Origin of the sequence: Dyadobacter endophyticus (genome assembly GCF_014641595.1) — a bacterium.
Classification (GTDB): domain Bacteria; phylum Bacteroidota; class Bacteroidia; order Cytophagales; family Spirosomataceae; genus Dyadobacter; species Dyadobacter endophyticus.
In genome coordinates, this window is the sequence record NZ_BMIA01000002.1 from 1,098,812 (window position 1) to 1,122,692 (window position 23,881).

The 23,881-nt window shown below is 48.5% G+C and carries 23 protein-coding genes; 12 read left to right on the forward strand and 11 right to left on the reverse strand.

Annotation, left to right across the window (positions count from 1 at the left end; genetic code table 11):
* Nucleotides 1-119 precede the first annotated feature (119 nt).
* The 3 genes from IEY24_RS16715 to IEY24_RS16725 all read left to right on the forward strand — a co-directional run bounded on the left by IEY24_RS16715 (nucleotide 120) and on the right by IEY24_RS16725 (nucleotide 5,421).
* Nucleotides 120-2,396 carry a GH92 family glycosyl hydrolase gene (locus IEY24_RS16715; RefSeq protein ID WP_188934080.1) on the forward strand — a complete coding sequence of 759 codons (2,277 nt, stop codon included), beginning with the start codon at nucleotides 120-122 and terminating at the stop codon, nucleotides 2,394-2,396.
* A gap of 47 nt (nucleotides 2,397-2,443) precedes the next feature.
* Nucleotides 2,444-2,854 (forward strand): c-type cytochrome, encoded by a 411-nt coding sequence (locus IEY24_RS16720; RefSeq protein WP_188934082.1) that lies wholly within the window; start codon nucleotides 2,444-2,446, stop codon nucleotides 2,852-2,854.
* A 191-nt stretch (nucleotides 2,855-3,045) separates the two neighbouring features.
* Nucleotides 3,046-5,421, forward strand: a complete 2,376-nt coding sequence (locus IEY24_RS16725; RefSeq protein WP_188934084.1) for a TonB-dependent receptor — start codon at nucleotides 3,046-3,048, stop codon at nucleotides 5,419-5,421.
* 69 nt (nucleotides 5,422-5,490) lie between these two features.
* Here IEY24_RS16725 and IEY24_RS16730 read toward each other — a convergent pair whose 3' ends face one another.
* Entirely contained in the window at nucleotides 5,491-6,951 is a 1,461-nt protein-coding gene (locus tag IEY24_RS16730) for a gluconokinase (RefSeq protein ID WP_188934086.1), read from the reverse strand.
* 98 nt (nucleotides 6,952-7,049) lie between these two features.
* A complete protein-coding gene (locus IEY24_RS16735) occupies nucleotides 7,050-7,418 on the reverse strand; it encodes a hypothetical protein (protein WP_188934088.1) in 369 nt (122 codons plus the stop codon).
* A gap of 386 nt (nucleotides 7,419-7,804) precedes the next feature.
* Between IEY24_RS16735 and IEY24_RS16740 the strand changes: the two genes are divergently transcribed.
* Entirely contained in the window at nucleotides 7,805-7,990 is a 186-nt protein-coding gene (locus IEY24_RS16740) for a hypothetical protein (RefSeq protein ID WP_188934090.1), read from the forward strand.
* Between the two features lie 28 nt (nucleotides 7,991-8,018).
* Here IEY24_RS16740 and IEY24_RS16745 read toward each other — a convergent pair whose 3' ends face one another.
* Nucleotides 8,019-9,248 (reverse strand): metallophosphoesterase family protein, encoded by a 1,230-nt coding sequence (locus IEY24_RS16745; protein ID WP_188934092.1) that lies wholly within the window; start codon nucleotides 9,246-9,248, stop codon nucleotides 8,019-8,021.
* A 214-nt stretch (nucleotides 9,249-9,462) separates the two neighbouring features.
* Here IEY24_RS16745 and IEY24_RS16750 point away from each other — a divergent pair, with 214 nt between their 5' ends.
* Nucleotides 9,463-9,975 carry a DinB family protein gene (locus IEY24_RS16750; RefSeq protein WP_188934094.1) on the forward strand — a complete coding sequence of 171 codons (513 nt, stop codon included), beginning with the start codon at nucleotides 9,463-9,465 and terminating at the stop codon, nucleotides 9,973-9,975.
* A 41-nt stretch (nucleotides 9,976-10,016) separates the two neighbouring features.
* Here IEY24_RS16750 and IEY24_RS16755 read toward each other — a convergent pair whose 3' ends face one another.
* Nucleotides 10,017-11,009: a glycosyltransferase family 2 protein gene (locus IEY24_RS16755; RefSeq protein WP_188934096.1), complete on the reverse strand. Its 993-nt coding sequence runs from the start codon at nucleotides 11,007-11,009 to the stop codon at nucleotides 10,017-10,019.
* Nucleotides 11,010-11,213: 204 nt separating this feature from the next.
* Between IEY24_RS16755 and pgeF the strand changes: the two genes are divergently transcribed.
* Nucleotides 11,214-11,984: a peptidoglycan editing factor PgeF gene (pgeF, locus tag IEY24_RS16760; protein ID WP_188934098.1), complete on the forward strand. Its 771-nt coding sequence runs from the start codon at nucleotides 11,214-11,216 to the stop codon at nucleotides 11,982-11,984.
* Between the two features lie 63 nt (nucleotides 11,985-12,047).
* On the opposite strand, the gene IEY24_RS16765 is transcribed toward pgeF, so the two are convergent.
* From IEY24_RS16765 to IEY24_RS16775, 3 genes are all read right to left on the reverse strand, one after another.
* Nucleotides 12,048-12,482, reverse strand: coding sequence for a histone H1/H5 family protein, HCT subfamily (locus IEY24_RS16765; RefSeq protein ID WP_188934100.1), 435 nt, complete (start codon nucleotides 12,480-12,482; stop codon nucleotides 12,048-12,050).
* Between the two features lie 140 nt (nucleotides 12,483-12,622).
* The gene (locus IEY24_RS16770; protein ID WP_188934102.1) at nucleotides 12,623-13,153 is read right to left on the reverse strand and encodes an RNA methyltransferase; all 531 of its coding nucleotides are present in this window, start codon (nucleotides 13,151-13,153) and stop codon (nucleotides 12,623-12,625) included.
* A 79-nt stretch (nucleotides 13,154-13,232) separates the two neighbouring features.
* Entirely contained in the window at nucleotides 13,233-13,853 is a 621-nt protein-coding gene (locus IEY24_RS16775; RefSeq protein ID WP_106599727.1) for a response regulator transcription factor, read from the reverse strand.
* Between the two features lie 261 nt (nucleotides 13,854-14,114).
* Here IEY24_RS16775 and IEY24_RS16780 point away from each other — a divergent pair, with 261 nt between their 5' ends.
* Entirely contained in the window at nucleotides 14,115-15,107 is a 993-nt protein-coding gene (locus IEY24_RS16780; RefSeq protein ID WP_188934104.1) for a GNAT family N-acetyltransferase, read from the forward strand.
* On the opposite strand, the gene IEY24_RS16785 is transcribed toward IEY24_RS16780, so the two are convergent.
* Nucleotides 15,108-15,752 (reverse strand): class I SAM-dependent methyltransferase, encoded by a 645-nt coding sequence (locus tag IEY24_RS16785; RefSeq protein WP_188934106.1) that lies wholly within the window; start codon nucleotides 15,750-15,752, stop codon nucleotides 15,108-15,110.
* 36 nt (nucleotides 15,753-15,788) lie between these two features.
* On the reverse strand, nucleotides 15,789-16,892 hold the full coding sequence (gene wecB, locus IEY24_RS16790; RefSeq protein WP_188934108.1) for a non-hydrolyzing UDP-N-acetylglucosamine 2-epimerase: 1,104 nt from the start codon (nucleotides 16,890-16,892) through the stop codon (nucleotides 15,789-15,791).
* Nucleotides 16,893-16,962: 70 nt separating this feature from the next.
* Here wecB and IEY24_RS16795 point away from each other — a divergent pair, with 70 nt between their 5' ends.
* The 4 genes from IEY24_RS16795 (at nucleotide 16,963) to IEY24_RS16810 (ending at nucleotide 20,936) form a co-directional block, all read left to right on the forward strand.
* The gene (locus IEY24_RS16795) at nucleotides 16,963-18,483 is read left to right on the forward strand and encodes a lipopolysaccharide biosynthesis protein (RefSeq protein WP_188934110.1); all 1,521 of its coding nucleotides are present in this window, start codon (nucleotides 16,963-16,965) and stop codon (nucleotides 18,481-18,483) included.
* Between the two features lie 115 nt (nucleotides 18,484-18,598).
* Nucleotides 18,599-19,213, forward strand: a complete 615-nt coding sequence (locus IEY24_RS16800; RefSeq protein WP_188934112.1) for a class I SAM-dependent methyltransferase — start codon at nucleotides 18,599-18,601, stop codon at nucleotides 19,211-19,213.
* Between the two features lies 1 nt (nucleotide 19,214).
* Entirely contained in the window at nucleotides 19,215-20,117 is a 903-nt protein-coding gene (locus tag IEY24_RS16805; RefSeq protein WP_188934114.1) for a glycosyltransferase, read from the forward strand.
* A gap of 12 nt (nucleotides 20,118-20,129) precedes the next feature.
* On the forward strand, nucleotides 20,130-20,936 hold the full coding sequence (locus tag IEY24_RS16810) for an FkbM family methyltransferase (RefSeq protein WP_188934116.1): 807 nt from the start codon (nucleotides 20,130-20,132) through the stop codon (nucleotides 20,934-20,936).
* A gap of 7 nt (nucleotides 20,937-20,943) precedes the next feature.
* Here IEY24_RS16810 and IEY24_RS16815 read toward each other — a convergent pair whose 3' ends face one another.
* Nucleotides 20,944-22,209 (reverse strand): nucleotide sugar dehydrogenase, encoded by a 1,266-nt coding sequence (locus tag IEY24_RS16815; protein WP_188934118.1) that lies wholly within the window; start codon nucleotides 22,207-22,209, stop codon nucleotides 20,944-20,946.
* Between the two features lie 135 nt (nucleotides 22,210-22,344).
* Between IEY24_RS16815 and IEY24_RS16820 the strand changes: the two genes are divergently transcribed.
* Entirely contained in the window at nucleotides 22,345-22,860 is a 516-nt protein-coding gene (locus IEY24_RS16820) for an ORF6N domain-containing protein (protein WP_188934120.1), read from the forward strand.
* Here the strand turns inward: IEY24_RS16820 and IEY24_RS16825 are convergent.
* Nucleotides 22,857-23,765 (reverse strand): class I SAM-dependent methyltransferase, encoded by a 909-nt coding sequence (locus tag IEY24_RS16825; protein WP_188934122.1) that lies wholly within the window; start codon nucleotides 23,763-23,765, stop codon nucleotides 22,857-22,859. The two genes, IEY24_RS16820 and IEY24_RS16825, sit on opposite strands and share 4 nt — an antisense overlap.
* Nucleotides 23,766-23,881 lie beyond the last annotated feature (116 nt).

Genomic DNA, 23,881 nt, shown 5'->3' on the forward strand with positions numbered 1-23,881 from the left:
TCAGGAAACCTGCCGTTGGGAAATCTTTGGCCCCTTTACTTTTTGTTCTCTGCCCTTCGATTACTTTTGTCCCTGCATTGCAATTCCCAGATCCAATATAAAAAAGAATTATCCCCAACATGAAAAAACTCCTGTCCTGCCTTTTTACCATCATTACAGCAGTGCAATTATCCTACGGGCAAGGTACTGCTAATCTGGTCGATTACGTAAACCCGCTGATGGGTACGCAATCGAAATTCAGCCTGTCGGCCGGTAACACTTACCCGGCAATTGCCCTGCCCTGGGGAATGAACTTCTGGATGCCCCAAACCGGCAAAATGGGCGACGGATGGGCTTATATGTACGACTCCGAAAAGATCCGTGGCTTCAAACAAACCCACCAGCCCAGCCCGTGGATAAATGATTACGGCCAGTTCGCGATCATGCCGCTTACCGGTAAGCTGAAAATCGACGAAGAAAGCCGCGCAAGCTGGTTTTCGCACAAAGCAGAAACTGTCAAGCCGCATTATTATAAGGTATATCTGGCAGATTACGACGTTACGACCGAAATCGCGCCAACCGAACGCGCCGCACAGTTCCGCATTACTTTTCCGAAAGCCGACACTTCATTTGTACTTCTGGACGCATTCGACAGAGGCTCTTATGTAAAAGTCCTTCCGAAAGAACGCAAGATCATTGGTTATACAACCAAAAACAGCGGCGGTGTACCGGCCAACTTCAAGAATTATTTTGTTTTGATTTTTGATAAACCATTCACATTCTCCTCCGCATTCCACGGCAAAACGCTTGCAAAAGACACCCTCGAACTAAGTGCGGCGCATGTGGGTGCGGTAGTTGGGTTTAAAACCAAAAGAGGCGAGCAGGTTAGTATCAAAGTAGCTTCATCCTTTATCAGCCCTGAACAAGCGGAACTGAACCTGCAACGCGAGCTGGGCAATGATTCTTTTGATGCTACCAAAGCGAAAGGTGAGCAGGCATGGAACACCGAGCTTTCACGCATTAAAGTTGAAGGTGACAATATAGATCAGATCCGTACATTCTACTCTTGCTTGTACCGCGTGCTGCTTTTCCCACGGAAGTTCTATGAAATGGATAAGGCCAACAAAGTAGTACATTATAGCCCTTATAATGGCGAGGTACGCCCAGGTTATATGTTCACCGACAACGGTTTCTGGGATACGTTCCGTGCAGTATTCCCATTCTTCACACTGATGTACCCGACGCTGAACTCGCACATTATGGAAGGCCTTGCCAATGCATACGACGAAAGCGGCTTCCTGCCCGAATGGGCTAGTCCCGGCCACCGCGATTGTATGATTGGCTCGAACTCTGCTTCGCTCATCGCCGATTCGTATGTAAAAGGCATCCGCGGCTATGATATTAATAAACTGTATGAAGCGGTGATTAAAAACACAGAACATGCAGGACCAGTTAGCTCGGTAGGCCGTTTTGGTCATGAATATTACAACGAGCTGGGTTATGTTCCTTATGATGTAAAAATCAATGAGAATGCTGCCCGTACGCTCGAATATGCCTATGCCGATTTCTGTATCGCGCAATTGGGTAAGGAGCTCAAAAAGCCGCAGTCGGAAATCGATCTGTACCTGAAAAGAAGCCAGAACTATAAGAACCTGTTCGACCCCGAAACCAAATGGATGCGCGGCAAGAACAAGGATGGCAAGTTTCAGGCGCCATTCAATCCATTCAAATGGGGCGACGCATTTACGGAAGGCAACAGCATTCACTACACGTGGTCGGTGTTCCAGGATGTGAAAGGACTGATCAACCTCGTGGGCGGCCGTGAGGCATTTGTTCAAAAACTGGATACCGTTTTTACATTACCTCCCGTATTCGACGACAGCTACTATGGCTTCCCGATCCACGAAATCCGCGAAATGCAGATTATGAATATGGGTAACTACGCACACGGCAATCAGCCGATCCAGCACATGATTTACCTGTACAACTACGCGGGCGCGCCCGACAAAGCACAGTACTGGACGCGTCAGGTAATGAAAAGATTGTATCAGGCAACGCCCGACGGCTACTGCGGCGATGAAGATAATGGCCAGACTTCTGCCTGGTACGTATTCTCTTCGCTGGGCTTCTACCCTGCCACCCCAGGCACCACGCAATATGTAATCGGCTCACCGCTATTCAAAAAGGCGACGCTTACCATGGAAGATGGCAAGCAATTCACGGTCGAAGCGCCGGCCAGCAGTGATAGTAACCTGTACATCCAGGGTGCAAAGCTCAATGGAAAGTCGTACGACAGAACTTACCTCGAACACGGCGATATTCAGAAAGGTGGTACCGTGCAGTTCGACCTGACCGGCAAGCCTTCGAAAAGCTGGGGAACGAAACCGGAAGCGGTGCCTTTCTCGCTAACGAAGTAACCATAGTGCGAAGCAGGAGCTTCGCACTATCTTAACCAAACATCACCATGAAACTATTACTAACATTCCTCTCAGCCGCCATCTTCTGCGCCGCGATCCCGCGCATGCAGGACGATGAACTCGCGAAAAGCATCGAGCGAGGCAAAATGATTTACTCCGAAAACTGCATTTCCTGCCATATGGGCACGGGCGAAGGCATTACGGCCACATTCCCGCCGCTCGCAAAATCGGACTACCTGATGAAAACACCCGAAAATGCTATCCAGGCAATCAAGTTCGGGCTGATCGGGAAGGTTACGGTCAATGGCGTATCCTACGACAACATGATGCCCGAACCCGGCCTGGCCAACGAGCAAATCGCCGATGTAATGAATTACATTATGAACTCGTGGGGCAATTCATCGGAGAAAAAGATGATCACTGTCAAAATGGTAGAAGCCGTAAAAGCAGCAGAATAGAAGACTTCCAGCTTGTCGAAGCATTGTGCAGCCGCATTGTTCCAACGAACGATGCGGCTTTTTAATGGCTGACAGTCCTATGTAACAAGGCGTTGACTACTATTTTAAATAAATCTAAATAAAACCTTGCCTCCTAAAAATTCCTAACAGATATTTGCGGCTCGTTAACTATTTAGTCCAATTTTAGATAAATGAAAAGATTTTATATTTTCTTCCTATTCTTGCTGGCAAGCACCTTCGCATTTGCGCAAAACGGCAGAATATCAGGGCAGATACTGAGCTCGGACGGACAACCGGCAGAGCAAGTTTCAGTCGGAATTAAAGGGTCCGCCCGCGGTGCCGTAACAGACAATCAAGGAAAATTCACAATTGAGAGAGTTAAGCCAGGCAGCTACACATTACTCGTGAGCTTCGTAGGACTTGCTACTCAGGAAAAAGAACTGGAAGTAGCAGCCGGCGAAACAGTGAATGTTTCTTTCACCCTCACAGAAAGCGCCAACGAATTGCAGGAGGTGATCGTTAAAAGCGGGACTACCTACAAATCGGACCAGTTTTCATCCAGCATGAAACTCCTGACGCCGATCCTCGAAACTCCTCAGAACGTGCAGGTTGTTACCTCGAAAGTACTGGCCGACCAACAGGTAATCAGCATGAGCGATGGCTTGATCCGCAACGTCAGCGGGGCAGTCCGCCTCGAACACTGGGGCGATATGTATGCCAATATCAGCATGCGCGGCTCGCAAATCCAGGCATTCCGCAACGGTTTCAATGTAGTTAACTCCTATTGGGGGCCATTGACCGAAGATATGAGCTTTGTTGACCACATCGAATTCGTAAAAGGTCCGGCAGGCTTTATGCTCGCGAATGGCGACCCAAGTGGGTTGTACAACGTGGTTACCAAAAAACCTACCGGCCAAACCAAAGGAGAAGTTTCTTTCAACCTGGGCAGCTTCGGCCTCTACCGTGCAACCCTCGACCTCGATGGCAAACTGAGTAAGGATAGCAAATTCCTCTATCGCCTCAATGTCGCGGCCCAGAACAAAGGCTCCTTCCGTCCTTATGAATACAATAACCGTTACAGCATTGCCCCGGTAGTTTCTTACCAAATCGACGAAAAGACTAAGCTGACGGCTGAATACACATTGCAATATGCTAAAATGTCGAACGTAGGGTCATTCTACGTGTTTTCACCTGATGGCTATGGCACTTTGCCACGCGATTTCACGACAATGCCCCAGGGCCTCGCTCCTACAAAAATCAAAGACCAGAGCGTTTTCGTGAATTTACAGCACCATTTCAACGCTGACTGGAAACTGACCGCACAGGTAGGTTATTTCAATTACCAACTGAATGGCAGCAGCATGTGGCCGGATTCTATCAAACCGAACGGTCTCATGTACCGCGGCGTTGGCCTTTGGGATGCGAAAAGCGAAATGACGCTTGGACAGGTGTTTGTAAATGGTGATGTAAAAACCGGCGCTGTACGCCATCGTATTCTGGCTGGTATCGATGTGGGTAGCAAAAATTACTTCGCCGACTGGTCGCAGTCACACGCGCTTGACTCTTTGGGTGCTGAATTCGACCCTAGAAACCCTTATTACGGCACGCCGGTAATGGGTTACCCTAAGTTCGACCGCTCGATGAATCTCGAATCACGTGCGGCCGCAGGCGGTGGTTTGCAGAACCAGGACTACACAGGCATTTACCTGCAAGACGAACTGGGCTTCCTCGATAACAAGATCCGGCTGACTTTAGCCGGTCGGTACACTTATGTGAAACAATCGGCGTATGGTGGCCCGAACAACGAGGCGAAACACTTCACTCCGCGTGTGGGCCTGAGCGTCTCGTTGACTAAGAGTACCTCATTGTATGCATTATACGACCAGGCATTTATCCCACAATCCGGCCGTTTGGTAAGTGGTTCGGTCAAGCCGATCACGGGCAACAACACCGAATTTGGTGTAAAACGAGATTGGGCGGAAGGTCGCTGGAATACCACCCTCGCATTTTATCGGATCCTGAAAAACAACGAGCTGACGGGCGACCCCAACAGTGGCCCCAACTCGGGTTTGAGCATTGTTTTGGGACAGAAAAGAGCGCAAGGTGTTGAGTTCGACCTTCGCGGCACGATCGTGAACGGACTTAATCTGACTGCCAACTACGCCTACACGATTTCGGAAGTGACGAAAGTTGCGGAAGGCGTAACCGACGTGAAAGTGGGCGACCTGATTCCGGGCTATGCCAAACATACGACCAACGCCTGGTTGAGCTACAAAGTGCAGCACGGTTCATTGAAGAATGCCGGTATTTCGGCTGGTTTCACTTACCTAGCCGGCCGCGCTACTACCAACTGGTCGACGTCAAACAGCAGCCTAAACCAGCCCGATTACTTCAAACTGGACGGCGGCGTGTTCTGGGAGAAAAACAATATCCGTTTGACGGCCAATGTCTTTAATATTCTGGACAAATATTTGTACAGTGGCGGATATTACGACTGGTTGAAATCCTACTACTGGCAGGCCGATCCTCCGAGAAACTATCGTTTGAGCGTTACTTATAAGTTTTAAAAAGATAGTTCAATACAAAAAAGGCTTCCCTCCGGAAGCCTTTTTTGTATACCAGCCCGGCACCGCGGGTTATACTGCACGGGCCATCATCAATTGGGCGCCCTTGCTGAACTTTCCAGCCAGCGCATCGTATTGCTCGTGCGTCGTTTTCTGAGGATCAAACTCCTGCCCTACCTGTGTAAATGCAGTCAGTTCCGAAAAATCCTTTACGATACCCAATGCTTTCAATCCCACCATCGCAGCTCCCACCGCGCCGGTTTCGACGGTTTCATTCAGTTTCACTGTTTTGCCAAACACGTCCGAAAGCATTTGTACCCAGATGTTGCTACGGGCGAAGCCTCCATTGGCATAAATGGTATCTATTTCCTGCATTTCCATGAGGATTTTACCAATGCTGTAAAGATTCAGCAAAATGCCTTCCATGACTGCCCGTGCAAAGTGCGCACGTGTATGCGTGATGTCGAGCCCGGTAAAGCCTCCGCGCACGGACGAACTCCACAGCGGTGCGCGCTCGCCAAGCAGATAAGGATAGAACAGGAGCCCCTCAGAACCAGGCTTAACGCCGCCGGCTGCTTTAAAAACTGCGTCGTATTCCTCCTTTTGGAAAAAAGTGTTCATCAGCCATTCGAAAATAACGGCTCCGTTATTCGACGGCCCTCCGATAATGTAGGTTTTCTCATCGAGCACGTAGCAGAATGTCTGCATTAGCGGATCAGAGAACGGCTTGCCGGAACATATCCTCACCGCCGCGCTGGTACCGATCGTGACTGCCATCGAGCCTGTCCTGATCGCGCCGCTGCCGAGGTTGGCCAGGCAGCCGTCGCTTGCGCCCATGATCAGCGGAGTGCCCTCCGGTAATTTCGCAGAATTGCCTTTCGGAATCTTAATAATATGGTAGGGAGATACGGCTTGGGGCAGCTTCTCTACTTTCAATCCCAATTTTTTCAATGTATATGCATCCCATTGCAGCTCGCGGATATTGAACATGCCGGTAGCCGATGCAATGGAATAATCGACCAGGAATTTACCCGTGAGCCTGTATACGATGTATTCCTTCACACCTACAAACTTGCTCGCCTTCCGGTAGATATCGGGCTTATTCTTCCTCATCCACAACAATTTACACACCGGAGTCATCGCATGGATAGGCGTTCCGTTGTTGTTGTAAATCTTCCTACCTACCTGCGACGCCCGCAGTTTGATTGCTACATCGGCGCTGCGGTTATCGGCCCAAATGATCAGGTTTGTGAGCTGCTTTCCGTCTTTATCGAGCGCCAGCACGCCATGCATGGCCGCACTGAAACTGATCCCCACCGGTGCACCGTGCCCCTTGCATTTCGCGGTTACCTTTTTCAGAGTTGTGCAGGCAGCCTGAAAAATCTCTTCCGGATCCTGCTCGCTCCAATCGGGCTGCGGATGCTGCATTTCATAACTTTCACTGTGGGAAGCGAGGATTGTTCCGGAAACGGTATCGAAGGCGACTGATTTGACGTTTGTTGTGCCGATATCACAACCGATAATATAGGGCATTGGCAAGTGTTTTAGAGGCAAACCCGCATTCCCACAAAGTAGAACTACGGCTTGTGATTACTAAAACAAAAGTATGGATTTTGGGATAACGAGCAAGCTTACAAGGACGTGGCCATACGCTGCGTTTTGGTAGCCACCACAAAAGACTGTACGAACTTTTCATTACCATCTGTTAATTCGAAGGTGTATTTGCCGTCTTTCATCACAGATAAATCGAAATTCTTGTGGTAGCGTTTGTAAACCAGTGTCTTTTCGGCGAAAATAATGTTCTGCTCTTCGTCCTTAATACGCACCAACACGCGGTCGGTTTTCGGGTATTTATAGCTGAGTTCGAATTGCATAGGTTTGACCTGCATCACATAAAAATCTGCGAAGTAGGCGTCGTGTTCGACATTTTTAACCATTTGCGCGGAAGCATTAAAGGCACCGAAAAGAAAGACGAATACGAAGGAGTAAAGGATTTTCATAGGAGTGAGGCATTAGGCTTATCGAAATATTTCTATTTTGTCAAATTATACATTTTTGGAATATAATTCCGCAGGTTGACGTTATAAAAATACTTTATATCGAAATGCATTTCAATAGCCAAATACACAGATACTTAAAAGTTATTCAAATAGCCATTTCCAATCTTAGCAGGATACCACAAAAATTCCCAGCACCATGCACTTTATTTAAATAGTACAATTTACTGTTGATACTCAGCGTAATGCATTGAATTTTTCAAATTTGGCTTCTATCCACCCGGCAAAGCAGATGTATGATATCAGGCTAAAAAATACAGGTGAATGCGAGAAACTTAACCCTGATTTATTATTTTCGCAGCATCGAAAGCTATTAATACATTCTGAATATGTCTGAAACATCACATACCGAGTCGACTTCGCTGCCACTCTTTGTTTATATCGCGGCGTTTATTATTCTTTTTACCATTCTGGCAGTGTTTGGCGACTTGTTCGTATTCATTCTCGGAACCATCGGTCTGGTAGTGACTTTCGCAGCGTTTTACAAAGACAACAGCCACGACGATCACCACTGACAACCGGCCCGTGAGGGCACGATTATATTCAGCGAACGGCCAGCTCAGGAAGGACATTCACAACTTCCCAATCGAGCTGGCCGTTTACTTTGTTTACGGTCCAGCTTTCTTCCATCACGCAGGTATCTTCCAGATCGCGGTACTCGGCGATGAGCTTCTCATTGCGCAGCACCACACGCACGAACCCATTGTAACCCAATGCCCGGCCTTTGATTTCCTTTCTGATCCGCGTGTCGTAATAATCGATCTTGTACAGCTCCCCGACATCGGCCGGCCCTACCTCCACAGGAAGCCCGCCGTGCCCGATGCAGCGCCCGTAAGCCTGAGGCCCCTTGCCGTTCCGGTCGAACCGGTATGCAACCAGGCGGTGGTCATGGCCCCAGATCCAGATAACCGGCCTTTGCGCATCGCCCATGAGCGCTTGCAGTTGCTCTCCGGGGCGCGTATATTCCTCCCTGAATGCCGACAAGTAAGGATGGTGGCTTAGAAACACGATGCCACGCGTGTCCAGTGGATCCCCCAGTTTTACCACATCGCGCAGCCATGCCACCTGCTCCTTCCGCAAATGACAGTCCGGCGGAGATAAAATTTCAAAAAAAGGCCTTCCCACCGAAGTATAACCTGTATCGATGCCGATAATACGCCAATAATCGTTTTCCAAACAGAAAAAACCAGCCTGCTGCGTCCTGCGCACCTCGCCCACCTGCGCATACATCGCGGGAAGCAGCTGCTGAAAGAATGCATTGCCGTTGGAGTACATTTCATGGTTTCCCGAGAGCGCCAGACTGCCCGAGGCACCATAATACCAGGAAGCGTAAGGGGCAGTAAAGTTCTCCTCGACCTCCTTGGGCGTTCCAACAAAGTAAATATCTCCCATATGTACCGTATAGTCGGGTGCATGACGTGCAACGAGGTTGGCCACCGCGTCGGATTCGGCCGTGTCGCTTGCCCAATCCGAAAGCAATGCGATGCTGATCTCCTCCCTCGATGCAACGGAAGATTGCAACGGGTAAATACCGGTGTCGTCATTTCGCGGATAGGCCTGATACGGGTGCCGCCCACCAAACCGGCTGCGGAGGTAATGCCAGGCAAAACCGATCAGATTGGTTTTGAAAAATTCGGAAATGGCATTGGTGACCGAAGACGTCTGCTGCACCCGCTTTTCATACAGTTCGAGCTGGGTTTTCGCATGGTTCTCTGCTTCACTGTGGCCTAGATCAAGGTATTTTTGTGCGCGTTCTTCCGAGCTTCCGGGCATAGCAGTCCTTTGTGTAAATGGGTGTGGGTGGTAAATAAAATAATAACCGACTTAACCTCAACTATCGCAGGGCGATTTTCTGAAAGTCAGGCAAAATACAATGTCACCGATCGACACATTACCGTTGCTTAAATATTTGATTACCAAGTTGACAATCGCATTCCTTACCATTACCTTTCGCGAAAATATATCAACCACCAAACACAAAAATCGAATGAAAAGAATCGCTATTATCTGTATGCTTTTAGTGGCGGGCAAATTCGCATCCGCACAAACCATGGTTGACAAACAGGTCAAAGACTGGGAACGCGCGAAAGCTTACACCAAGGAATACCTGGATGCAATGCCGGAAGACGGATACGCATTGAAACCCACGCCTGAAATCCGCTCGTTCGCTCAGCAGATGGACCACATCGGCGATGCCAATTACGCATTTATTTCGGCTGCTACCGGCAAGGCAAAACCCGACGGTTCTCTTGAAAAAATGGCTGACCAATCCAAAACAGCCGTCAGCAAAGCAGTTCTGGACAGCTACGACTACGTAATTGCATCTCTGAAAGGAATGACCGACGCCGATTTCGCGAAGGAAGTGAAGGTATTCGGTATGGACATGAAAGCCGGTACTGCCATTGAAAAAGCATTTGAGCATCAGACCCACCACCGTGGACAATCTACGGTTTACATCCGTTTGAAAGGTGTAAAACCACCACAGGAGAAATTGTTCTAATCCAACAAAAAAGGGCCAGTGGATCTGGCCCTTTTTTGTGATCAGCTTTGCCCCGACAGCTTACTTTTCAGATTGTAGAGATTCAAGGCGAAGTAGCTGTATACCTTCATAAAAAACGGTGGGATAATAAAATCGCGGATCACCTCTTTTTTCCGCTCCGGCGAAGGCTGCGCCATCGAAAGGTATTTCACCGCATATTTGGCCCGCGGCCAGTAAGTCTCGCCGTATTCCCTTGAAAACAGCATTTTATAGTAGTATGTCGCGATATTCTTTGTCAGGCGATCGTGGTATTTGTATTTCAATTCTTTGTCGATATTGGAATACATTTCAATGCGGTTGAAAAGAAAGTCCTTGCCGTAATGGTTATCCGCGAAGCTCGCCCCTCCTCTTTGCTTCCGGTACACCGACATTACTTCATCAATATAGCCGATCGGCCCGCGGGTTGCCAGCATGATATTGCGGGGAATATCGCCGCTGGTCGATTTGTTCGTCCATTCCGGATCGGGATTTCTGGCAAAATCTTCTCTCCTGAACATAAGGGCCGACGTCGCAATGAAGCATAGCTCGTCTTCGCCGATCAGGTCATCGACCGTAAATTCCTTCTTTGTAAGGGTATTCACCAGGTACGGCGGCGCGGCATTGTCGTCGAAAACCACCTTCGCATTATGGAAACAAGCTGAATAATGTGGATTGGCATCCATCATTTCAACCTGCTTTTGCAGTTTGTCCGTAACCAGCAGATAGTCGTCGCCGTCAAACTGGGCAATATATTCGCCTTTTGCCGCGGCGAACGTTGCCAGTGCATTGAACTTTCCATTAAGGCCCATGTTTTTCGGATGTAACAAAAGCCTGATCTTGTCGGGGAAACGTTGCTGGTATTCGGTTAATATCGCCCGGGTGTTGTCTTTGGAATAATCATCCCCTACCACGATCTCGAAATCAAATGTAGTCTGCTGCATCAGGATTGAATCCAGCATTTTTGCTACAAATTTTTCGTGGTTGTAGGTAACTACACACACGCTCACTTTTATCATAGTCACTGTTTCATTGAATAAGCGGAGTCGCTCGGCACAAATTTAGTTGAATTCTCCTCAAAATCTGAGCCCGGCTACTTTACGGTTTTTTACCGGACAACTTCCGGGCACATAACGGCGATACTTTAAAATAAATTCGGTCCGAAATGAATCCCGTGCCGCGATCGTTTAATTTTGGTACCGTTTTCCATTAATACCAGAAGCATGCTTGCGTCCCCCACAAACGACAAAAACCCGATATTTCGCAAACCACAGCTATTTAATCAATTCCCCGAACTGGTTGCCGCCGAAAGTACGCGCCACGGCGGTGTGAGCACAGGCCATTATGCTTCATTGAACCTTGGTGGTTCGCAAGACAGCCCAGAAAATATCCTGCAAAATAACCTGATCTTTTTTGGAGCGCTTGGTATCCCGTTCGAAACCGTCGCCAAGGCGCATCAGGTTCATGGCACCGACATTATGACCGTAACCAAAGCCGACCGGTTCGAGGGCTTCGACGCCCTTGTGACCAATGTGCCCGGCATTCAACTCGCGGTAACCGTTGCCGACTGCACGCCGATACTGATTTATGACCCTGAGAAGGGTGCCGTAGCAGCCATTCATGCAGGATGGCGCGGAACAGTAGGCCGGATCGTCGAAAAGACCTTAGCTACAATGCAGGCAAATTATGGCACCCGGCCCGCAGACTGCTTTGGCTATGTTGGCACATGCATTGATGAATGCAGTTTCGAAGTTGGCGACGACGTGAGCCGGCATTTTGCGGCAGCCTACAAGCGGTGGGATGAAAGTGCAGGAAAGTTTTTTGTAGACTTGAAAACCTCCAACCGCGATCAGTTGGTCGTAGGCGGTCTAAAACCTGAAAATATAGAGGTATCCCCCTACTCGACGGTTCTTCACAACGATGACTATTTTTCGCACCGCGCCGAAAAGGGACTTACGGGTCGCCTGCTCGTAACCATAGGGCGCACTCGCTGATAACAAAAGAAATGACCAGCAACGGTATGCCGCTGCTGGTCATTTTTAATATTTTCCCGACAATTATGCTTTCTCCGCTGCTGGTGCAGGCGCTTCCGTTTTCGGAGCGGTTGCCGGTTTTGCAGGCGTAACTTTCGGAGCAGCCGCCTTTGCAGCAGGTTTGGGAGCACTCGCTTCCTTGCCTACGGTTGGCTTGGCAGGAGCTGCCACGGGTACTTTAGAAGAAGCTGCCGCCACCAGGGCCGCGACTTTTTCTTTTTTCTGCTCCTTCGTTTTCTTGCCCTCTTTCTTGTCCTTTACCTTTTTCTCCGCATTCTTGGCCTCTTTGGCTTTTTTCTTGAGAGTTTCCTTTTCAAACTTGGCAACTTTCTTAGCAAGTTTGGCAGCTGCTTTCTCGATCGATTTTTTTATTTTTTTCGAGCCGGCAGTGACTGCTTCAATTTTTCCGGAAAGTGTCTCAGCAATCTCTGTCGATAACTTCTTGGTAGCGGATTTCATAAATCTGATATTAAGAATTTCATTAATGATACATGAAGCCAGGCTCCCGAGAGGAGCCACAAAGCGTCAAAATTGCCATCAGACAATAACCTACAAATACCCATTATTAATTTATAAATAACAAATTTTTGGTGTTATTTTTATGTTATCTTTCTTCTCAAAAAATCCCACAATACGATTCCCGCAGATACTGATACGTTGAAAGAATGCTTGGTACCAAACTGCGGGATTTCCAGGCAGCCGTCGGATGCCGCTATCGCCGCGTCATCTACACCTTCCACCTCATTTCCAAATACAAATGCATAGGGTGCTTCCGGCACAGGCTCGAAATTTTGCAGCAGCACACTTCCTTCGGCCTGTTCCACGCACCATACCTTATAACCCTGGGATTTCAGCATTTTCACGGCCTCCACAGCGCTCGGGCATTTTTCCCACGCCACCGACGTCTCAGCGCCCAGGGCGCTACGCGTGATCTCGCGGTGGGGCGGCTGTTGCGTATAGCCGCAAAGCAATATTTTCTCAGCCCGCAACGCATCCGCCGTCCGAAAAAACGACCCGATGTTGTTCAGGCTTCTGATATTGTCTAGTACAATCACAAACGGAAATTTTTCCGATTCTTTAAACTCATCGACCGACATCCGGTCCATTTCATCTACGCTCAGCTTACGCATGAATTTTACTCGATTGATTTCATAAAAAAAGGTTTCTGCACCTGGTACAGAAACCTTCCTTCGGTATGGTAAGAATTAATTACTTGATCTTGGTGATCAGCTCCACGATGTTCTTCACGCCCAGCTTTTCGAAAATACGGGCTTTGTAAGTACTTACGGTAGAGAGCTGCAAGTTCAGCTTTTCTGCAATTTTTGCGGTCCCCAAGCCTTCCTTCAAAAGATTCATCACGTCGGTCTCACGAGGCGAAAGGCTCACGATCGGATCCGGCATGTATTCTTTCGGATTGATGAGACGGTTGATATTCATCTGCTGCATATCTTCGCTCATGTACTTCTTGTTGTTCAGGACGCTCATAACGGCGGTTTTGAACTCTTCTTCCGGCGCATCTTTCGACAGGTAACCGTCGGCCCCTGCTTGGAGGTACATCAGACCGTAGAGTTGCTCGTCATAGCTCGAAAACATCAGGATCCTGACCCCTGGCGACTTGGCGCGGATGGTTTCCACCATCTTTGTGGTGTTACCACCCGGAATATTGATGTCCAGGATCAGGAGGTCATAAGCCTTTGTCTCGAGTTCCTGAAGAATTTTATCAAAATCGTCAACGTCCGAAATTGTTGAATCCGGAATTAGTGATTTGAGGAGGTGTTTGGTACCGATTCTTACCACGGCGTGGTCTTCGGCAATCAGTATGTGTTTCATGGATGGGTTGGGTCCAATGGATGTAAAAAACTACTGGTGTCAAATTAATCCGGTCAATCAGTTTCAGCCTGATGATTGTCCTTGAACTGAAAATCCTGATTACCAACCAGTACAATTTCTGTACATTCTAATTGAACTGATTTGATGAATTAACAAAAATAGTAATCAGCATTGTATTAAACATAAAAAATATCAAATTAGTATATCAATTATTTATCAAAATCCTTGATCTGAGCACATTCAACACACATCCTATAACTTTTGGGTCCTATAAGTACTATTTTTACACACACGCCTCTTCGCTCCTGGACCAACAACGACGCCGTCGTGGAGGTATTTCCAATGCCCGAAGCGCCCTTTCCTACTACCATCCCCTGGCTGTTTTTTCGTAGGGAACAACTCGCTGTCCAGACTTCTGACCTAATTTATTCATTTATTCTTATATCTAAGGAATCCGGTGATATTTTGTCACTGTTTCATTGCCTGCCAGGCTTTCACGACTGGATATCACCACCTTTGGCCCCTTTTGGAGGCATTATGCCGGTAGCTCATTGCCGCGGGGATCAGCTGACATTCCTCCTTACGTGCATCCGCGAATGGGTAATCTACCATGGCGGGAAAGCACTAACGATCAAAACTGCCCCCTCCTGTTACGACCCGATCACCCACCAACTTTGCCATCACAGCTACCTCGCCGCCGGTTTTTTACCCAATCATACTTATTCTAACGCTTATATTCCTATTGGAGGGGAAGGTTTTGATCGAATTATTGAGCCATCGGAGCGGCGTCGCTTATCTAACGGGAAAAAACGCGGGTTGCAGGTGACGATGAAACAGGGTGTCTTTGATAAAACGACAGAAGATTTTTTGCATCGCTGCTACCAGGTGCACGGCTATCAGCTACCGGTTCCACCGGATCGGCTCGCCCTGCTTCCCGGTACTTGTCCTGAAAATTATCTGGTTTTCACAAACCGGTTCGAGGAGGAACCGGTCGCGGTGGCGGTGATGGTGCGGGTAGGCGACCGCATTCTATACCATTTTATGTCCGGTTACCTACCCGAATACCGTACACTGAGCCCGTCAGTCATGCTTTTCGAAGCTGCTTTTGAATATTGCCGGAGCAAAGAAATAGCTATACTCGACCTGGGCATTTGCATCGACCATTTCGGTAACCCGAAGCCCTCGCTAAGCCGGTTCAAAGCAAACATAGGCGGGCTGGAATGCGAGAAGATCGTTTACAAGGCCTTTTTCTGATCAGATACCGAGGCAATTGCCGTCGCGATAGAAAACGCTGGTGCAGGTTTCGATGCCCACAATCGGCGCCATTCCTATGAAGTCGAGCCGACGAAATCCTTTCGCGGCGAGGTATTCCTTCGCGCCGGTGTACCATTCGCGTTCTGAATTGTCCAGGATCAGGACGCCGTCGGGTGTCAGAAAGTCGACCGCATATTTGGCGCATTTAACCCTGTTACGGCCATCGACTACGATGATATGGTATCGCGCCCCCGTCGATTGCACCGATTTCACGTAGTTATCTCCCAGCGGTCGTTCCAATACTTCGGTGTTCGCAGGTAGCTTCGGTTTGATCAGTGCAATCCACTCACGATCGTGCTCGACCGCCGTAATGTGTTCCACCCGCGCGGCATACCAGCGTGTAGAGTTGCCGGAACCGTATTCAAAAACCTGGAAACCGGGCTTCAAACGCGGTTTCAAAAAAAGGATAAAGGGATAGGTATACCAGGGTAGCGGATTGCCATTGATATCAATCGATTGTTTGGCATGAAAGCTCTTGAACCATCCGTATTGTTTCAGTGCGCCATCCAGGTACAGCTGAACGCTACCACCGAGACCAGTCTGGTTGAGCAGGCCCCAGGCGGCACTTTTTATCCTTTTAAGCATTGTAAATCCGAAGCGTGAGTCATCTATCCCACAAACCTACGAATTAATGTATTTTTCTCTCAAAATATTCACGATGCGTTGCGCTGAATTTCCGTCCCAAAGCGGCGGAATTGCCAGGTCTTCTGGGTTTCTGCCAAGTAATGCTTCAACGGTATTCCAAACCTTCTGTGCATCAAAATCAGGCACCAGATAATTGGTGCCGTGCGTAACGGTCGCCGGGCGCTCGGTGTTGTTCCTCAGTGTAATGCAGGGAATGCCCAGATGCGTGGTCTCTTCCTGTATACCACCCGAATCGGTTATAACGGCCGCGGCATGCCGCACGAGGGTTAAAAACTCCAAATATCCCTGTGCCGGCAACACTTTTACATTGACCGACTCCAAAAATTCCTTTTCCAGTCCGAAGCGGGCGATATTGCGGGCCGTGCGCGGGTGCATGACGAAAAGAATCTTCCAGCGCATTCCCAGCCTTTCCAGCACTCCGGCTATCTTCCGCAAATTAACCTCGTCGTCGACGTTGGCAGGGCGGTGCATCGTTACGAGCAAATACCGTTCACTTTCAATCGGCAAATGCCCGCAATGCGAAAAATCCTCGATCTGCGCACGAACGCTCACCAGCGAATCAATCATCACGTTACCCACCAGATGAATGCGCAACGGGTCGATGTTTTCCCGAAGCAAATTATCGGCCGCCGCCTGTTCCGTTACGAACAGCTGGTCCGAGAGTGCGTCCGTTAGTATCCGGTTTACCTCCTCGGGCATCGTACGGTCTCTGCTGCGCAGGCCCGCTTCCACGTGTGCGAGCGGGACGTGCATTTGCACGGCCGCGAGCGCGCAGGCAAGCGTGGAGGTTACGTCGCCCACCACCAGCACCAAGTCCGGCATTTCAGCACGTAATACCCTTTCGAATGCGCACATTATTTCCGCCGTCTGGGTCGTAGCCGATCCCTGCCCGACCCCCAGAAAATGATCCGGCTTGGGAATTTTAAGCTGTTCAAAAAAAATCCCTGACATCAGGAAGTCGTAATGTTGCCCCGTGTGGACAATTTGCGGATGCATATCGGAGTATTGCAGGAATGCGCGGTGCAGGGGTGCAATTTTTACGAAGTTGGGCCTGGCTCCCGCTACTTGGAGTATCTTCATAATAGTAGTATGTGTTAGGCTATCTGGCGCTTTTTCTCGTACTTCGCCCCTGTAATCAAGTGTTGCCTCAATGGGGATTATTGTACGTCAGGGATTTAAGAGTTCCATTGTGTCTTACGTCGGTGTTGTCATCGGCATTTTCAACATCCTCATCCTTTACAACCAGTACATGACCCAGGAACAGCTGGGTTTGTACGCTTCCACCCTGCTTACCTTCCCGGTCATTTACATGTCGTTCGCATTGCTTGGCGTGCCGTCGGTGGCTGTCAGGTTTCATAGCAGGTTCCAGGACGATCATTCCCGAAGGCAGCTTTTCACGTTCATTATCATTACTCCGCTCATTGGCCTCACTGCCTTTGCATTGCTGTACCTGCTTCTCAAACCATTATACCTCAAATTCTACCTCGACCACTCCCCGATGCTGGTCAGGTACTATTACGTTTTTATTCCGCTGACCATCGGAATGGTGTATTTGCTGGCGCTCGAATCCTATTCGAGGATCAATCTGCGCATTGCGGTACCATCGCTGATCCGGGAAGTCGGGCTACGGCTTGCCAACAGCTTGCTGGTGATTCTTTTCGGGTTTAAAATCATCACTTTTGATACGATGGTCAACCTCACCGTGGTCAGCTACGCGGTAGCTATTGTGGCCATGCTGATCTATCTCCGCATTCAGAACCGCCTGTTCACTTCGCTTGATTTTGGCTTTATCAGACATCCCGCATTCAAGGAAATGTACCGGTATGGCCTGTGGGTGCTGCTGGGCGGTGCGAGCGCAGCATTGCTTCCGCATATCGAAAAAGTGCTTTTGCCTGCATTCGAAGGAGGTTTGGGCAGCACGGCGATCTTCGACATCGCATCCCGCATTGCATTGGTCATTTCCATTCCCAGAAACGCGATCGTGATGATCAGCGCCCCGATTATTTCCGAGGCTTATGCTAAAAACGATATCCCGCATATCGATACCATTTATAAAAAATCATCCCTCAACCTTTTCATTATCGGCACCCTGCTTTTTCTTGGGATCTGGTGCAATATTGACGCCATTTTCAGCCTTATTCCTAAATCCGACATTTACTCGCAAGGCAAATGGGTAGTGCTGATGGTGGGTGTCTCGCGCATTGCCGATATGATGACGGGCCTGAATTCCGAAATCCTGACGAACTCGCGCTACTACCGCTTCGACATCGTCTTTATGCTTTTTTTCACCGTATTAATCCTCGGCGCCAGCCAGTTTTTGATCCCGCTTTATGGCTATAACGGCGCCGCCGCAGCCGCTCTCTTCGCGACGGTGACTTACAATCTCGTCAAGCTATTTTTCATTAAAAGCAAAATGGGCATCCAACCTTTCACTACCGGTACGCTTAAAGTTTTCCTATTGGCAGCGCTCGCTTATTTCGCGGTATATTTCATCCCTGCTCCCAGCTCGCACAAACTCGGCCCGGTGCTAATCGACATGGCAATCCGGTCGGTGATTGTTACGACCATTTTCGGAGGTGGCATTCTGCTATGGAAGGTTTCGGAGGATATTTCTGCGGGCTTCAGCTCGGGATGGTCGATGGTCAGGTCAGGTATTTTAAACAAAAAATAGATTGCCCGGAGGCAAAGCCGGCCAATAGGCATGCCCACGGGCGAGTGTCATTTCAACTTTTGCTATCTTTGACGAAGCAATCATTGCCGCAACGGCCAAAATTCCAGGATTACCGATGTCTTTAAAACAAAAAATAGTCGCAGGCCTTCTGAAAGAACCTTACAGCAAGTACCAGCTGATCAGTTACGACCGCAACAAGCCTGTCAAACTGGTGGTCGGCGCGATGTACTCGCTTTACAAAGGCTGGATTCATTCCGATATCGAGACATTGGACCTGCTGAAAAAGAGTGATTGGGAGCGCTATTTCTCCGAAGATTCGATCGACAGAATATTGGCGGAGCACGTTTGGGAGCATTTGACACCAGAACAGGGCCAGCTGGCATTCAAAAATTGCTACACGTTCCTGAAACCGGGTGGTGTTTTGCGGGTGGCCGTACCCGACGGTTTCAACCCCAGCGAGGAATATATCGAATATGTAAAACCGGGTGGCACCGGCAATGGCGCCGACGATCACAAACTTTTGTATAATTATAAACTGATGTCCGGCTTTCTGGAAAATGTGGGTTTCAAAGTAAACCTGCTCGAATACTTCGATGAAAACGGTCAGTTTCATAAATCTCCGTGGAGCCCTGAGGATGGTATGATCCGACGCTCAGCCGACCACGACGAGCGTAACCAGAACGGAAAACTCGGTTACACCTCGCTGATCATAGACGCAATCAAAAGCTGAAATGGGTTTGTCCGGCACACTCGCACCCATTGTTTTATTTTGCTATAACCGCCCTTGGCATTTGCAGCAAACAGTAGAAAGCTTGCAAAGAAATACGCTCGCGTCAAAAAGTGAGTTGTTCGTATATTCCGACGGTCCCAAAAGTGAGCACGATAGCCCTCAGGTCAGAAAAGTCAGGGAGTATCTTTCGCAGGTCACCGGATTTCACGCTATTCACATTCAGGAAGCTGAAAAGAACAAAGGGCTTGCGGCATCTGTAATCGATGGAGTAAGTCATGTCCTTTCCAAATATCAGAAGGTCATTGTTCTCGAAGACGACATGCTCAGCGCGACGGATTTTCTCTCCTTCATGAACGAGGCGCTCGACGTTTATTTCGATAGAGCGGACATTTTTTCCGTAACAGGTTACACACCGCCCATTACTTTTCCTGCCAATTACCCGCACGACCTGTATCTCGTACCACGGGCCAGCTCATGGGGCTGGGGCACGTGGTCGCACAAATGGTCGAAGGCCGACTGGCAGGTGAAGGATTTCCCGGTTTTGAAAAGCAACGCAGACATTCGCCTGGAATTTAATAAAGGCGGCGACGATCTCTGGCCCATGCTCGCCAAGCAGCAGCAGGGCGTGATCGACTCGTGGGCCATTCGCTGGACTTATTCGCAGTTTCAAAACAAGGCATACGGGCTCTACCCCATTCATTCCAAAATCAGAAATATCGGAACGGACGGCAGCGGCACTAATTTTACATTCAAATCGGGAGAATACGGCCAGGAGATGGCTGAGGGGCGCGTGCAAATGCCTGCCGACCTGGTCCCCGATGAAAAAATGGTTCGGGCATTCGGGGAGTATTACCGGTTGCCATTTCTCTTAAAAGTTAAAAACCGGGTCAAATACGGCATTTGACCTACTATTCATATGTACTGGCTACGCTACCTGCTTAAAGAACCTTATCATGCGCTCGGCTCCGCGAGGAATCGGGAGTTTATGGCGTTGCTACTCAAATACGGCAACAGCACCCGTTACAAGCTGACCGACGTGGCTTTCGGCGGGTTCAAACTGAGAGTTCCCGACACGATGTCGTTTCTCTGGCAGCACAAGGAAATCTTTGCGGATGAATTCTACTATTTCGAAAGCAACCAAGCTCAACCCGTCATTTTCGATTGCGGTGCGAATATTGGAATGAGCGTTCTGTATTTCAAAAAGTTATTCCCCAAAGCCAGGGTACTTGCATTCGAAGCCGAACCGGCGATCGCATCGCTGCTGCGCCAAAACCTGGAAAGCAATGGCGTACATGATGTCGAGATTATCGACAAGGCTGTTTGGACCAATGAGGATGGCATTTGGTTTGGCAGTGAATCGGCGGATTCTTCTTCAATTTATTCAACTTCCCAAAAGCGAAAAGTTGATTCCATACGTCTGAAAGACTTTTTAGAAAAGGAAAGCCGCATTGATTTTCTAAAAATCGATATTGAAGGTGCCGAGATAGAAGTGCTTCATGATTGCCGCGGGTCACTCGCGCATGTACAGAACCTTTTTGTAGAATTTCACTCATACATTGGCAATGCACAAGGTCTTGCGGATGTAGTGAAGGTTTTTGAGGAAAATGGATTTCGCTACTATGTGGATACCAATCAGCACAGGCTCCGCCCGTTTGTGAACCATCGCTACCGCGGCAACGATGTGATGGACCTGCAATTGAATATTTTCGGCTGGCGGGAATAGTTGGCTGTCAGAGCCGGGAATCGACCATGGCCTTCGGCAACACCGATTTCAAATCGAATATTACCGAATCAGATGCAGTAAACTCACTGAACTCCATTGCCTGAAATTCCTGGTGCGCCACGGTCAATATCACAGCCTCGTAAGTCCCCACTGGCTTGTCCAGTAATGCAATATTGTACTCGCTCAATACCTGCTCACCCGATGCCCAGGGATCGTGTACTTCCACTTGCATTCCAAAATCAGTCAGTTCACGGTATACATCGATCACGCGCGTATTGCGGATATCGGGGCAATTTTCTTTAAAAGTAATGCCCAGGATCAGCACGCGGCTCCCTTCAATCTTGTGTCCTTTGCGGATCATGAGCTTTACGAGCTTGTTAGCTACAAACACTCCCATCATATCATTTACCCTGCGGCCGGATAAAATTACCTGTGGGTAATACCCCAAAGATTCAGCCTTGTACGCCAGATAATACGGATCCACGCCAATGCAATGCCCGCCCACAAGGCCTGGCTTGTATTTCAGGAAATTCCATTTCGTGGCAGCGGCTTCCAGCACTTCGGTGGTATCGATATTCATTCGGTCGAAAATCAGCGCCAGCTCGTTCACAAACGAGATATTCACGTCCCGCTGCGCGTTTTCGATAGCCTTCGAAGCCTCAGCTACCTTAATGCTGGACGCCAGATGCGTCCCCGCTTCGATCACCGACGCGTACAAATTATCCACAAAGCGCGCCGTTTCCGGTGTAGAGCCCGACGTCACTTTTTTGATTTTCGTGAAGGTATTGACCTTGTCTCCCGGATTAATGCGTTCAGGCGAATAGCCGCAAAAAAAACCTTCATTGAATTTCAAACCACTTTCGAGTTCGAGAACCGGCACACAATCGTCTTCGGTACAGCCAGGATATACCGTCGATTCATAGATCACCACATCGCCCTGTTTCAGCACTTGTCCGATCATCGTGCTGGCTTTCAGCAAATGGGTGAGGTTAGGCTTTTTGTAGTCGTCCACCGGTGTTGGCACCGTTACAATAAAAACGTTGCATTCCTTCAATGTAGCTACGTCCCATGAGAATGAGAGATCAGCCGCCTCCCGTAAATCTTGCCGCGAGATTTCCTTAGTCGTATCATAGGCATCTTTCAGCTCCTGAATGCGCCTTTTATTGATATCGAAGCCAGCAACCGGGTACTTTTTGCTAAATGCCACAGCCAGCGGTAAACCGACATAACCAAGTCCGATAACGGCAATTCTGACATCTGATCCGGGTAACATGGAAGGTACTATATTAAATGTTCGGGCATAAAACTAGGCATATTTCGCCCGACCAAAAAATTCCCGACGATTGTGTTACCAAAGTCAGATATGAGCGTATTTGATTAAGGTGGCGATCAAACTAGTCTTATAGAAATGGATCTATTAGTTATTCAGAACAAAGTATTTACGATTCGTGGATACAAAGTCATGTTGGATTTCGACTTGGCAGAACTTTATGAAATTGAGACAAGAACATTAAAACAGGCAGTCAGGAGAAATATGGAGCGGTTCCCCGAAGACTTTATGTTCGAGCTGACTGCGGACGAGCTTACTTCTTTAAGATCACAAATTGTGATCTTAAAGAAAGGTCGGGGTGGGCATTCCAAATACCTTCCTTTCGCTTTTACGGAGCAGGGAGTAGCCATGCTGTCCAGCGTTCTGAATAGCTACAAGGCCATACAGGTCAATATCACGATCATGCGGGCATTTGTGAGCATTCGACAGCACTACCTGGATTCCAGGGAACTTAAAGCGCGGATCGATCGACTGGAAGACGAAATGCAGGTTAAGTTCAACGACATCCACCAGGCACTCAGCTACCTTCTCGAACCTCCTCAAAAGGAAAGAAAGCCCCTGGGTTTCAAGCAGAAAAACACTCGCCAAAATTAATGCGCATACGGATTCGGCGGAAAAATGTGCACCTGAAATCCTTCCTGCTGCATTGCCTTCATCACCTGCTCCGAAGGCATTTTCTTGAAAATGACCGCGCACAACACCTGCGATGGCATTAATGAAGCTTTCACCAGAAAATCGTGTAATGCAAGCTTCCGCTTGATCTTCCGGAACGCCGCGGACGAGTCATCGGCTTTTTCCTGCGCGTAGGAAGGATGATAGTAGTTATTGTTAATACCCTTGAAAGCAACTGCGGGCAATCCCATTCCATTCGCGAGCTTGTCCATTTCCCGCTCAGAGAGTTTAAAAACGTAGTTCCCCACCGTTTCAAACGAATATCTGTTCTTCCAGTATTTCTGCAATGCTCTGGTATCGAAACGGTCGAAAATATTCCTTAATGCAAGCAAAAAAGGCATTTTCGAGATCGGGTCATGCGGCTCGACCAGGATAACCGCTTCGCGCGCGACGCGCACCATCTCGTATACACCCAGGTACGGGCGTGGGAAGTGATGATATGCCTCTTTGCAGAAAACATAGTCATAACTGTTATCCGCGAAGGTTAAATGCTCTACATTTTCAATGGCATATTTTTCAATAAACCCTCTTTCTTTTGACAGCGGCAAAAATGTACCAGCAATATCGCTGGCGGTCGAATCCAGCCCTTTTGCGAAAAAATAATTAGCATCGAACCCATAACCATCTCCCACCGTCAGCCACGATTTCTTTTCCCGGACAAAAGGGGCCGTCAGTTCGAGCTGCCGCTTGTGGATCCAGTTGTTAATGGTCTGATGCGCATTGTCATACTCCCACAATTCGATGGCTTTATTTTTTGCCTCCTGTGTAGCATATTGCAATTCATACCATTCCGAATGCGCTTCGTGACTTTTCTTTTCGCTTGACATGTTGTCGGGTTACTGATTTGGTGATAAAGATAGTTTCATCGAATAAAAATTATTTAAAGGCAGAACTATTAATTTTACCCACCTAAGAAGATTCTCTTACTAAAACACGAATTATC